The sequence below is a fragment of the Acinetobacter sp. GN11 genome (genome assembly GCF_054823985.1).
Window position 1 is genome coordinate 1 of record NZ_JRVL01000034.1, and the last position, 13,422, is coordinate 13,422.

Here is a 13,422-nt window from a genome sequence, read left to right on the forward strand (position 1 = left end):
TTTGATAACAATTAAATTTAATTGATTTATATAAGGATCATTATGAGTTTGCTTGAAGTGAGCATTTCTACTAAAAGGCTTAATCTAAAACCATTTACGGCAGAAGATGCAGATGAAATTTACAGCTGTATCACACCTACCCTAACACGCTATATGGCGTGGGACCCTCAACCAAGACATGAGTTTGATCAAACTTGGAATGCTTGGTTAAAAAACTTCAAAGCTGGCTCAGAAATTATATTTGTTATAAGAGAGGCACATTCTCAAATATTTATAGGTCTTGTTGGCCTACATCGTATGCAAACTCCTCATCCAGAGTTAGGCATATGGATACGCGAGGATTATCATTTTCATGGTTATGGAAGAGAAGCTGTATCAGCAGTCGCTAAGTGGGCAGTCGACTTTGTTAAACCAGACTATTTTATTTATCCAGTTGCTGAAGCTAACGCTCCAAGTCGAAAAATTGCTGAATCTTTGGGAGGAAAAGTAGTTTCAAAAGCTACAGGCCCCAAATATGAATTTGTAACCTATGAGATTCCTGTTCGCTTTTAAAGCCTATTAATTAAGCATTTACAACATATTGATCTAGATTTTTTAATGCAAAATCAATTATCTGAGCAAGTTCTTCTTTTGAATATCCATCTCTTGCTTGAACAGATAATCCATGCAGAACAAGCGCGTAATATTGCCCTAAAGTTTTAGCGTCAGCCTCTGCGACCAATTGACCGTCTGATTTTGCCTGAACAAATCGTTCGATCAGACTTTGGCCCCGCGCAATGCGCTGTGCTTTCATCCAATCAAAAACAGCTTGGTTTTCTTCACCTAACACACTCGCTGCGGACACAACCATGCACCCATACGAGTGATTGGCTTGCGTGTAAAGCGCTAGCGCATCTTGAAATAATTGGCTGATGGCATCTTTAATATTTTTTTGCTTTAAAGCATTTAACGCAAAATTACCTTCATTTTTTTCATAGTGATTTACGGCTTCTCTAAACAAAGCCTCTTTTGAGCCAAATGCTTTATAAATTCGAGCGGAGGCAATCCCTAAAACTTCAACTAAATCTGACATTGATGTGCCTTCATAGCCATGAAGCCAGAAAAAATCTCTCGCTTTTACGAGGGCTTCTTCTCGATCAAACTCTCTTGGTCTGCCAGCCATAATGACCCTTCATCAAACTTAGTACATCTTTTCATTATTATTCGAAAAAAATATTTTCACAAATAAATCAATGAGATTTATTCAAAATAGTCCTGGTTTGTTTTGATTTTCAAATAAAAAGTTGTTTTTATCCAAAATTCAGCCTATTGTTTGTCGATCGACAACTAATTAGGTTTTATTATGAAAACCATCAAAGGCCCTAGTATTCATCTTGCTCAATTCAGTGATGATGTTTTCCCTTTTAACCGTCTAGAAGATATTGCTGCTTGGGTAGCAAACCAAGGCTTTGAAGCAGTACAACTTCCTGCTTGGGATAAGCGTTTATTTGATGTCAATTTGGCAGCAGAAAGCCAAGATTATTGCGATGAAATATTAGGTACTTTAAATAATCATGGCTTAAAAATTAGTGAGTTAACGACACATATTTTTGGGCAGTTAATGGCTGTGCATCCTGCTTATGACTCAATGTGCGATAACTTTGCCCCCTCTCATTTGCATGGCAATTCAGCAGCTAGAACCGAGTGGGCAAAACAGCAAATGCTCGCATCGATTCAAGCATCTGCCCGCTTAGGTCTTAAAGACATGGGGACATTTTCTGGTTCGCTGGCATGGCCTTATGTATTTCCATTTCCTCAAAGACCGTCAGGACTCATCGAAACGGCGTTTGATGAATTAGCACGTCGTTGGCTTCCTATTTTGAATGCTTGTGATGAACAAGATGTAAACCTTTGCTATGAAATTCACCCCGGTGAAGATTTGCATGACGGCATTACATTTGAAATATTTTTAGAGCGAACTCATAACCACCCACGTTGCAATATTCTTTTTGACCCAAGCCATTTTGTTTTGCAGCAACTGAACTATGTGGAATATATCGATATCTATAAAGATTTCATTCGCATGTTTCATGTTAAAGATGCCGAATTTAATCCAACAGGTCGCCAAGGAATGTATAGCGGCTATCAAAGCTGGGGAAATCGAGCAGCTCGATTCCGTTCTACGGGTGATGGTCAAGTTGACTTTAAAGCGATTTTTTCCAAGTTAGCATATTACGACTACGAAGGCTGGGCAACGTTGGAGTGGGAATGCTGCCTCAAAAATAAGGATGATGGCGCACGCGAAGGTGCCGAGTTCATTAAGCAAAATATTATTCATGTCACCGATAAAGTGTTTGATGACTTTGCTGCTGCCCCTGTGAATCAGACTCAAATTAATCAGTTATTAGGTATTTAAGGAATCGTAAGAGATCAACATGAAAACTCAATTATTTAATGAAAACTCATATAAAGAATTCCAACATCATTACACTCACATCGAAAGTAAAAAATTACACTACGTGACCTTAGGGGAAGGTCCAGCGGTATTACTGATTCCGGGTTGGCCACAAACTTGGTACGCATGGCACAAAGTCATGCTTGAGCTGGCGAAACAGGGTTATCAAGCCATCGCTATTGATTTACCTGGAACAGGAAATTCAGCTCCACTGGATGGAAGTTACGATACGGGGCGCATCGCTAAAATTTTATCAATGCTCATGACTGAACTTGAATATCAAACTTATTCGGTTGTTGGTCATGATATTGGGATGTGGGTTGCCTATGCGCTTGCATCTGACTTTCCTGAGTCAGTCACTCGTCTTGCGGTAACAGAAGCAGTGATTCCCGGTTTAGCGCCCGCACCTCCTATTTTTGTTGAGCCGAGTGAAAATATCTTTCTTTGGCATTTCATGTTTAACCAAACCCTAGATTTACCCGAAGCTTTAATCACGGGCCGTGAAGATACTTATTTAAATTATATGTTTGATAAATGGTCGTGGCACAAAGATAAAGTGGCGATTGAGACTTATATTGAAGCCTATAAAATTCCGGGTCGATTAACGGCGGGTTTTAATTATTACCGCTCTATTCCAGAGACCATTCGTCAAAATAAAATCAGAGAAACTAAAAGTTTAGACATGCCAGTTTTAGCCATAGGCGCTGAACATGCTACCGATAATGCGCCTTATGAAACCATGAAAAAAGTTTCACCGCATTTAACCAGTGCAATTGTAAAAGACTGCGGACATTTCATTATGGAAGAACAGTCAGAAACATTCAGCTCACTCATTTTAGATTTTTTACAGCAGGAAAAAAGCCATGCCTCTACTTGCTGAAATTGAAAACTGGCTTAAGTCCAAACCAACCACACAAGCTGTAAACTCGTTGCAAGAGCTAAGGGAACAAGTAAATAAAGACATTATTGATCAGCAAGGCATTCATCATGATGCAAGCTATCAACAAAGTTTTTATATTGCTGTACCAGATGGTGCCGAAATTGAAGTTCGTGTTTATGTTCCCTATTCACTCGAAAACACAGAGCAACGACCTGCTTTAGTTTTTGCGCATGGTGGAGGTTGGTGTCTTGGAAGTTTAGATGCATGGGACCGCTCGTGTCGGTTATTAGCAGAATCCACTCAACTGGTTGTGTTTTCTGTGGACTATCGTTTGGCGCCCGAGTTTAAGTTCCCCACACCTTTAAATGATTTTTTTACGGCTTTTCGCTATATCCATGACAATGCTTCACTGTTTGGAATTGATCAAAACCGCGTGTCTGTAGGTGGAGATAGTGCGGGCGCAAACATAGCTGCCGCCACGTGTCTCATGGCAAAACAACATCCGGAAATTAAGGTGAGCCATCAACTTCTTTTCTACCCTGCTTTAGATGCAACAATGAGTAGCAATTCTTATAGCCAATACGCCGAAGGTTATGGTTTGGACTCATCCACAATGGTTTATTGCTGGGATCAATATGTGCAAGATGAAAATGAAAAACAAAATGAACTTGTAAGTCCGTTACTCGCTCAGTCTTTAGAAGGACTACCAGATGCGACCATTTTTATTTGTGAATATGATCCGGTCCGGGATGATGGTGAAAGATATGCTCAAAAACTATGGGATGCCGGTATTCAGGTGAACTTTCATTTGTTAGACGGAATGATTCACGGAGCGATTCACATGCTGGCAATTAGCCCCGAAAAGGTAAAATCGATCTATAGCAAAATTCGTATGTAGATATATTTTTCGATTATTTAAACATATTGCTTAGTTGGGCCACTCTTCAAAATTGTTTAATCACACATCTGGAGTGGCCCAATTAAATTTTAACTATGGATATGGGTTATCCAAGTTCCACTTATGACACCGTAAACTTAACGCTATTATTTTGATAGATTGGCGTAATATCCTTGCCATTGAGTGTCACTTTTTTATAGGTGCCTTGGACTCTTTTAGCCGATAACACCGTATACGTTCCCGCAGCTAAATTGTCTTTTGTGACGAGCTGCAATGTTCCATTTAAGGTAAGGGTATTTGCCACCTGAACTGCTGGAAGTACATTCGATTTAAACGTGATGTTGAATGTGGTCCCTGCAAGCTGAGTTAAATTACCCGCAATGGTAACTGTTTTAGCTGAGTTGGTTTTTAATAAGCTATTTTCATGCATATAAATATCGCCTTGACCTGCACCATGCTCAGACAATATTTCTAAACCACCCTGTTTTAAATCAATACCGCCAGTAAATGAGTTATTTCCTGTCAGCGCTAAAGTTCCTGTACCTGATTTAGTCAGTTTACCCGCACCCGTAATATCATTACTCCATTGGTCATATTGGTTAAAGCCACCTAAACTCGCATCCATGGTCAGATTTACGTCACCATCAAAGCTGCCATAACCTGCGCCCGCTCTAAACAGGTTTAAACGACCATAGCCTTCAACGTCATCCATGACTGGATAACCCGAGGCAAGCGCAGTCGATTTTAGAACTACACGGCGCTGATCGGCTGTTAAATAAGGAAGTCGAGTTTCCAGTAAAACCTCTGCGCCTTTAGGCACCGTTGCTATTTTTGTTTTATCACCAATTTGGTTAAAACCATAGGTCATCCAGTGACTAACTTGCTGTTTTAATTTTTCAAGATCGGCAAAACGGTCATTTGCGTCATAAGGTGTTTTAGACAAACTATAAAACGATTCAAATGTTGAACTATTGGTCTCTTTCATGAGCTGTGTTTGAGCTTGTAAATAAGCTTCTTTTCGTTGCTCTACAGTCATGGCATTTAAGTTTGCAACATCTGCGGCAATCGACTGAAGTCGTCCACCAATCACGTCCATGGCTGAATGCATTCCCGCAATAATACGTGAATCACCCAAATCTAAACCACGAGCAACCAGTTCCTGATAACGCTGAGGCACTAAATAAGCCATTGCAATTGCATTTCGACCAGCTTCGGCGGTGTGGCCACTTGGAAAACCGCCGTCAGTGGTCGGAGTACTACTTTTTGCAGGCTCTAAACTAGGTACTACAATGACTTCAGAGCTCCAACGCCACGGGCGAGCATATTTATAAAAACGTTTTGCTGATTCCGTCGATGAGTTATTTCCCATCGCTTGAACAAATTCAACCACTTTTCCAAAGTTGGCATTGCCATCGGCAGTGGTAAGTCCACTATTGTTGCCTTTGTCATCGTATTTTACTTGTGCAGCATCGGCTGGCACTGAGTTAATTGTGGTGGTCTGCCCAGTAAGTTTTCTCCAAGGATCGGTTAATGCTCCCATCCCTGTCGTTACGCTATAACTTTTTCCACGTCTATCATCTAAATAGGCCCGAATAGCTTCTTCGTCTGTACGTTTATGCGTGGTTTGAATTGAATAATTAATGTTGTAGTTCAATACATCTGTATTCTTTTTTGTACCATCGGTACTGTCGCCCGGTAAACCTGTCCAGTTTGATGCGACTACTGCTGGAAAACCGTCTTTTGCCTCAGCAGATTGGCCCGCATCTACAAATAAACTTGAAGGCGCCCATACATCTAAAAAGCCGCTCAGCACACGTACGCCAGCATTTGTTTCAACCGTGGCATATCGTGCATCACCACGTTGATTGGTCATCCATGAATCTACAATGGTGGTGATATTCGATGGAACTGGAGCAGCATCTTCAAAACCTACGCCCTTGGGCGCTGCGGGTATTTCTTGATTTTCTGTCGAATTATCATCTGAGCTAGTGCTGTCATTACACCCCGTAAAAAAGACCGAACAAGAGATAAGAGAAAGTAAAAGTGTATTTATTTTAAAGCTAGACATGATGTGACCCGTTTAATAAATATCCATATCTTTCACCATAAATGTTTAGTTGTTATTACATATTTAAAATTAATTTAAATTTTTCTAAACAATACTAACTCTCTTTTTACTTTTTATACTTAACTGCTGAAATAGTTGTTTTGCCTATTTTTTGAAATGGGCTATCTGTTTTAAGAAGTCATTTAACGGCATCGGACACCCCCATAAATAGCCTTGAAACTCAGTACATCCATTTTTTTTAAAAGCACTAAATTGTTCAGTCGTCTCGATGCCTTCGACTAACACGCGAAGGTTCAAATCTAGTCCAATTTTAATAATGCCACTGACTAATTTATTACTACGTTTATCATCCAAAGCTGCCTGCACAAAGCTACGATCAATTTTGATTTGGCTAATGGGCATTTTCTGTAAATAGCTTAAAGATGAATAACCTGTACCAAAATCATCAAGGGAAAGCTGAATTCCATTTTTTGACAGGAAATGCATTTTTTCGATCATGCTTACACAATTATTTAAAGCAATATTTTCAGTGATTTCTAAAATGAGCCGCGATGGATTTATCTTATATTTTTGAACCATTCCAATCACGGTTTGCTCAAAGCTAGCTTGCATAAAATGATCAGCACTAATGTTGATTGAAAGCGTAAGATCTTTGGTCTCAGCTTTTTTGCTCCAGTCTTGTAAAACTTTGCAGCCTTGAGCTAACACCCACTCCCCAATCTCTGGCATTAATCCAAACGTTTCAGCTGCTGGAATGAAATCTTTTGTAGGAACATAACCTAAAGTAGGATGATGCCATCTTAATAAAGCTTCCGCGCCAATCAGCGTTTCAGATGAATTGATTTGTGGCTGATAAAAAAGCTCAAATTGTTGTTTCACAAGAGCTAAGCGTAGGTCTTTCACCATGCTGTTTTCTATTTGTATCTCTAATTGCATGGTATAAATTGAAATACAAATCATCAATGTGGCAGCACAAGTTGCAATCCATCCACCATGATCACGAATATCTTCAGATAGCGGTATAGCACTCTCAAGATTAAAAGAGCTTCCACTAAAAAATATAAAACACCCAATCGACAATAAAATTAAAATGAATTGTAAATAACTTGGGTCTCTGCGGTAATTCAAATACCCCAATATCGCTCCAGCAGGTAAAAATAAATGAGCTACCTGCGGACGATCAACGGTAGCTATATCAAAAAATAGGCAGAACACCACTGGAAAAACCAGCAAAACGACTTGAGATAAAAGAATGCCCGCTGAAATTCGATTTATATAAATAAGAAAAAGGCTAAATATGGAGATCAATGTAAAAAAGATATCCATGTAAACAATCAACCATATTTGTGCAAATGCAAAATATATGGTCCAGAACAAGCAAAAAATGATGCAAATAAAGATATTTGCTTTGGCTGCAATTGTAAGCTGCTGGTCCTTTACGCTACGGTAATTTTTCTTGTGTTTCTTAAAAAAAGACGAAGCGAACATAAATAAATCAACCATAAAATATTTCTTCATAGACCCCCATCTGGATCATTGATACCCCACTTCAAGATTCACAAATAAAACAAAATGTTTTATTCCTTCTTATTTATACGACTCATCTTGAGAACGTTGTTGTTTTATCGTGGTGGTATAGTTTGGTTGTTTAATTGAACGATGTTGCTTATCAAACACCTTATAATTTTAAAGAATCATCCCCTAACGATACATGTGTCTGCGACTAAGGTACAGGCTCTAAATAGCGAAAAATTAGAACATTATTGTTTCTAGAATATATCGTTCCAATGATTGATATTAATAATAATTATCATTACTATTTAATAATAATTTAAATGTGTGTTTAATTGCGCTACTCAGTGCCAATTTGTGGACTTCACTGCTATGAACCTCGATGTAGACAAACAGGTATGGTTTAGCCAAATTTACCGTTCTCAGCAAACTACGCTTTTATCATGGTTTAAACACAAACTTCAGCACCATCATCAATCTGAAGACCTAAGCCAGGAAGTGTTTTATCGTGCTTTAAAAAGTGAATATTGTTTTCAAAAAATTAAGGAACCACAGGCATGGCTTATGGGCATCGCCAAACATGTTATGATTGACTATTGGCGCCGTCAGCATATTGAAAACCTCTATCTAGACGCCCTACAGCATCTTCCAGAAGAATATTATCCCTCCGCTGAACATGAAGTTTATATTCAAGAAACTCTATATCAGGTTCATTTAATATTAGAAAAACTGCCTACCCGCACAGCTCAGGTCTTTTTAATGTCTCAACTAGACGGCATGATTTATCGAGAAATTAGTGAAAAAATGAATATTTCTGAAGCCACTGTGAAAAGAGATATGAAACAAGCTTTTTTAGCTTGTATAGACCTTTATAATTAACCTTGTTAGCTGCGCTTAATTTGTTACCTTATGTCAGATATTACTAAAATCCCTCACCATGTTTTAGATGCAGCCGCAGATTGGTTGGTACTTTTGCATTCAGGGGAAATGACAGCGATACAGCAGCAACAGTTTGAGCAATGGAAAGTCGAAAAAAAAGAACATCAGTTAGCACTCCAGCAAATGGAAAAATTTAGTCATGGCTTAACAAACCTTGCAGGCAACTTCCCTTCCGAAGCTTTAGTTCAGTCTAATCAAAAATTTAATCTTGCTGCAAAACGCAATATGCTGTTAAGCCTTTCAGGTTTAATGATCATTGGCTTGTCTGCCTACTTCATACCTTGGGAAAAATGGCAGTCGGACTACCACACCAAAGTGGGTGAAATTAAAAAAGTATCGCTAAAGGATGGTTCACAACTGATTATGGCGAGTAATTGCTATATCGATGTAAATTTCACAAAAGAAACACGTCAGATAAAGCTGATTGATGGGGAAATTTATATTGAAACGGCAAAGGATGCTCAACATCGGCCATTTATTGTCGAAACCAAGAATGGTTCAGTAGAAGCCTTAGGGACTCAATTTACGGTTCGTCAAGAAAGTAGTGAACAGACAAAAGTTAAAGTCTATAAACATGCGGTCGCAATTGAACCGGAGGACTCTTCTAAACGGCAAATATTAAAACAAGGTCGGCGCGCTTTTTTTGACGAAAAATATATTTCAAAGTCACTTCCTCTCGATAACGATCAGCCCTATTGGACCCAACAACTTTTGGTTGTAGATCAATGGCCACTTCAAAAAGTGCTAGATGAGCTATTCCGTTATAAAAAAGGAAGCTACCATCTCGATGCAGAATTGAAAAATATAAAAATTTCGGGCGTATTTTCTCTAAAAAATCCTGAGCAAAGCTTAGAAACTTTGGCCTATAGCCATCAACTTGAACTGAACTATTACAGTCCCTATTTGTTAAATATTAAAAAAAGATAAAAAAATGTGACCCTTTTTTTGATCTGGTTCGACTTATAGAGAAATACACTCCCTGTCGAGAAGACCACATGAAGGATTATCAAGCAAAAAGTAAATTGGCTTTGGCTATACGTGCAGTGCTATGGAGTACGCCATTGGTGGTCACGGCGCTTACCTCAACGTCTATTTACGCTGCGCAAACTTACAGTATTTCAATTCGCCAGAGCACGCTTGATCAAGCCATTAAACAACTGGCGATTCAAACAGGCACAACCATTAGCTACGATAATGCTAGTCTTTCAAAAACAAAAAGCAAAGGGCTTCAAGGGAATTACGCTGTTGATGATGCCTTAAACCTTTTATTGCAAAGTCACCCATTTGAAGCCGTTAAAGTCAACAATGGCGGCTATAGCATTCGAGTGAAGTCTTCTCCCGCTCCGATTGAACCCAAAGTCTTTCAGTTGGAAACGATTAAAACCAAAGCAAATAACAATAATGAATTTGATACGGCAGGCGGTGAAGCAGGTACAGCCCATTTAGCAACAATTCATATTAATGCTGATCATGGCGAAAACCTAACAACCGAAGGTTCTGGTTTATATACAACGAAAGCGACCACCGCCTCTACTGGCTTAGCTTTAAGTTTGAAAGAAACACCTCAATTGGTCAGTGTAATCACTAATCAACAAATGAAAGATCAGAACCTCACCCAATTAACCGATGTTGTAAGTCAGGCGGCAGGACTCTCTATTAAACAAGGCGGAAATATTGGTAGTGATAATTCCCCTATTTACGCTCGCGGTAAAGAAGTAGATAGTTATTTACTCGATGGCGTGAAGCTCATGAGTTCATATTCAAGTATTTTCCAAAGTCAGGACATGGCTTTATTTGACCGTGTAGAGGTTGTGCGAGGTGCAAATGGCTTAATGACAGGTGCCGGAAGTGCAAGCGCAAGTATTAATCTGGTCCGCAAAAAACCATTACAGGACTTTAAAGCTTCGGTGAGTGCTGACATTGGTTCATGGGATTCTTACCGTACCGATATTGATGTTTCAACACCTCTTAATGAGTCGGGAAGTATTCGTGGTCGTACTCTATTTGCCTACCAAAAGTCAGACTCTTATATCGACCGCTACAATGAAGAACGTAAAGTGGCTTATGCCGTAGTAGAAGCTGATTTAACCGAACAAACCAAAGCAAGTTTGGGTGCAAGTTACCAACAAATCGATTTGACTGGTGTCGCTAGAGGCGGTTTACCAAGCTTTTATACAGATGGCACACCGATTAACTGGTCACGCTCAGATTCAGCGGCAGCAAGTTGGACAGGTTCAGACCGCTCAACGACATCTTACTTTGCTGATATTGAGCACCAGTTTAATGATCGCTGGAAATTAAAAGGTGTGGTGTCTAGAACCATTACAGATTCGGATGAAATTGTAGGTTATACCTTCTCAAGTAAAGGGATTGATAAAGCTACTGGTAGTGGAGCGATGTTATATGCAACCCGTTGGGATTATCGCCCTACTCAAGACTTGTTCAATTTAACTTTGAATGGTTCATTTGATTTGTTTAATCAAACTCATGACGTGGTGTTAGGTACGACTTACACAAAAAGTAAAAATAAACGTCCTACCTATTCAGGCTGGAATAACACAGTTGACGATAAAATGACATGGGATGGAACTCTAAAAAATATTTTTGCTTGGGATGGCAGCACACCTAACCGCCCCGAAACCAAAATAGATGGCTGGTACAGTGGAGATGATCGTAGCCAATCTATTTTTGGTGCTGTTCGTCTTAAAGCCACCGACAATCTTGCAGTCATTTTAGGCACTCGAATTGAAGACTGGGAACGCGTAACTGGCAACCATTCAAATGCTGATAATAAGACCACCTACACAACACAAGAAGAAAGTGGCAAGGTGATTCCATATGTCGGTGTTACCTATGATTTCACTGACAACTGGACTGCTTACGCAAGCTACACCAATATTTTTTCACCACAAGATAAGAAAGCCGTTACAGGCGAATACATAGAACCATTAATAGGTAATAGTACCGAGCTGGGGATTAAGGGTGAGTTTTTTGATAACCAGTTAAATGTTGGCGCTGCTATTTATCAAACTAAAGAGGATAATACAGCGATTGCATTAACCAATGTATTTGCCCCAGATGGTTCTCAAGCCTATCGAACAGAATCTGGCACAAAAAGCCGCGGCTTTGAAATTGAAGCGACAGGTAAGTTGACTGATTTATGGCAAGTTTCTACAAGCTTTAGCCGCAACCTATCAAAAGATAGTCAAGACAACCAATTAAATACCGGTGTGCCAAATAATACAGCCAAACTGTTTACCACCTATACCCTGCCTTATCTTGATGAAGCTCTCACCATTGGTGGCGGTATTCGTTGGCAAAGCGAAATTTATGAAAAAAATGCGGTCTCTGCAACAGGTCGATTTACTCAAGAAAGTTACGCTTTGGTCGACTTAATGGCACGTTATAAGGTCAACAATAATTTAATGCTCAACTTTAATGTTAATAACTTATTTAATGAGAAATACCATTTAGCCACTACAAATAGCTATTACGGCGCTCCGACTAATTTTCGAGTGGGTGTGAAATATGAGTGGTAAATAAATTACTCGACGTTTAAAGATCTTACTTCAGAGGCAAATAATGCTCTTCTGAAGTAAGGTTAAACTGGCTTAATCAATTGGAATTGAATATTTTTGGCTAAGCTCAGGCTATAATATTAGACATGCACTATTATTTTATTTAATTCTCCTATGAAGAATGCGTTTTCTGACAGCAAACAAATTAGACAAGTGTCTAGTTTCCCTGAACTTATAAGTACAAAGTTTCAAGGAGAGGCAAATGCGATTTGCTGGCACAGAAATTTGGTTGGCGACTTTAAAGAAATTGTGAATAAACTTCATTTAAAAGAAAATATTACAGAAGTTACTGTTGAAGACCTTTTAGCGCTACAGCTTTCAGAACAAGGCGATCTAGCAAGGAAAACTATTTTAGAAGATATCGAGCAGTTAACTGAATTTGGTGCATCACCAGTACTTAACTTACTTAAACATTATGAACGCGATGAAGAGCTAGATTTCATTTCAACAGATGTATATTCATTTCATGTTGATCGCTCCCCAATTGAAACCGATACTTTCTTATGTACTTATCACGGCGCTGCCAGTGATATTGTGCCTAATGATCAGGTTGAACAAAAAGTTTTAATTCCAGAAATTAGAGAGAAGCTCAAAGAATTACATGACGGCCCAGATGCTGAATTTGAAGCCTTCTTGGCAGAGTATTTCTTTGACTTACATTATCGGCCTAAATCTAATGCCCAACCTGTAAATTTAGGCACGGGACATATTTGGCGTTTGGCAGTAGATCATCCAACTCAAACGGTTTTACCGTGTGTTCATCGGGCGCCTGTTGAAAAACATGGTGAATATCGATTGCTGTTGATTTGTTAAATGTTTATTCCATATATTTTAATTGAATTTGGCCTCTATAAAATTTAAGGGTTAATTTTATTCTTTTCTTAAATATTTTGATTTAACTCACTTTAAGACAATCCTGTCATTTAAAACAGGCTTTAGCCCTTTGAAATGGAATTTTTAATTCATACAAGAACACAAAAATAATTTTTATAACTTTTAAGCTCAATGACTCAATTTATTTTCAATAAGTTATTAATCATAAATTATCTATGAATATTACATCAATACTATCAATTATAGTAATATCTCCCTCGATTAAATACGCACAGTAAG

Annotated in this window: 10 protein-coding genes and 1 pseudogene; 8 read left to right on the plus strand and 3 right to left on the minus strand. The window is 38.7% G+C overall.

What is annotated here, in order from left to right:
• Positions 1–42: 42 nt before the first annotated feature.
• The gene (locus NL42_RS04220; protein WP_461311871.1) at positions 43–552 is read left to right on the plus strand and encodes a GNAT family N-acetyltransferase; all 510 of its coding nucleotides are present in this window, start codon (positions 43–45) and stop codon (positions 550–552) included.
• A 10-nt stretch (positions 553–562) separates the two neighbouring features.
• Here the strand turns inward: NL42_RS04220 and NL42_RS04225 are convergent, their stop codons facing one another.
• Complete coding sequence (locus tag NL42_RS04225; protein WP_461311872.1) at positions 563–1,162, minus strand: TetR/AcrR family transcriptional regulator; 600 nt, start codon at positions 1,160–1,162, stop codon at positions 563–565.
• 180 nt (positions 1,163–1,342) lie between these two features.
• On the opposite strand from NL42_RS04225, the gene NL42_RS04230 reads away from it, so the two are divergent.
• The 3 genes from NL42_RS04230 to NL42_RS04240 are packed head-to-tail and all read left to right on the plus strand — an operon-like array spanning position 1,343 to position 4,212.
• On the plus strand, positions 1,343–2,395 hold the full coding sequence (locus NL42_RS04230; RefSeq protein ID WP_461311873.1) for a sugar phosphate isomerase/epimerase family protein: 1,053 nt from the start codon (positions 1,343–1,345) through the stop codon (positions 2,393–2,395).
• Between the two features lie 19 nt (positions 2,396–2,414).
• On the plus strand, positions 2,415–3,314 hold the full coding sequence (locus NL42_RS04235) for an alpha/beta fold hydrolase (protein ID WP_461311874.1): 900 nt from the start codon (positions 2,415–2,417) through the stop codon (positions 3,312–3,314).
• Positions 3,298–4,212, plus strand: a complete 915-nt coding sequence (locus NL42_RS04240; RefSeq protein WP_461311875.1) for an alpha/beta hydrolase — start codon at positions 3,298–3,300, stop codon at positions 4,210–4,212. Before NL42_RS04235 ends, NL42_RS04240 begins: the two co-directional genes overlap by 17 nt.
• A 121-nt stretch (positions 4,213–4,333) precedes the next feature.
• Here the strand turns inward: NL42_RS04240 and NL42_RS04245 are convergent, their stop codons facing one another.
• Positions 4,334–6,280: an acid phosphatase gene (locus NL42_RS04245; RefSeq protein WP_461311876.1), complete on the minus strand. Its 1,947-nt coding sequence runs from the start codon at positions 6,278–6,280 to the stop codon at positions 4,334–4,336.
• Positions 6,281–6,424: 144 nt separating this feature from the next.
• On the minus strand, positions 6,425–7,798 hold the full coding sequence (locus NL42_RS04250; RefSeq protein WP_461311877.1) for a putative bifunctional diguanylate cyclase/phosphodiesterase: 1,374 nt from the start codon (positions 7,796–7,798) through the stop codon (positions 6,425–6,427).
• 366 nt (positions 7,799–8,164) lie between these two features.
• Here NL42_RS04250 and NL42_RS04255 point away from each other — a divergent pair, with 366 nt between their 5' ends.
• From NL42_RS04255 to NL42_RS04270, 4 genes and pseudogenes are all read left to right on the plus strand, one after another.
• On the plus strand, positions 8,165–8,671 hold the full coding sequence (locus NL42_RS04255) for a sigma-70 family RNA polymerase sigma factor (RefSeq protein WP_461311878.1): 507 nt from the start codon (positions 8,165–8,167) through the stop codon (positions 8,669–8,671).
• Positions 8,672–8,701: 30 nt separating this feature from the next.
• Positions 8,702–9,668: pseudogene (locus NL42_RS04260) on the plus strand (FecR domain-containing protein).
• 58 nt (positions 9,669–9,726) lie between these two features.
• Positions 9,727–12,270 (plus strand): TonB-dependent siderophore receptor, encoded by a 2,544-nt coding sequence (locus NL42_RS04265; protein WP_461311879.1) that lies wholly within the window; start codon positions 9,727–9,729, stop codon positions 12,268–12,270.
• Positions 12,271–12,423: 153 nt separating this feature from the next.
• On the plus strand, positions 12,424–13,122 hold the full coding sequence (locus NL42_RS04270; protein WP_461311880.1) for a DUF1826 domain-containing protein: 699 nt from the start codon (positions 12,424–12,426) through the stop codon (positions 13,120–13,122).
• Positions 13,123–13,422 lie beyond the last annotated feature (300 nt).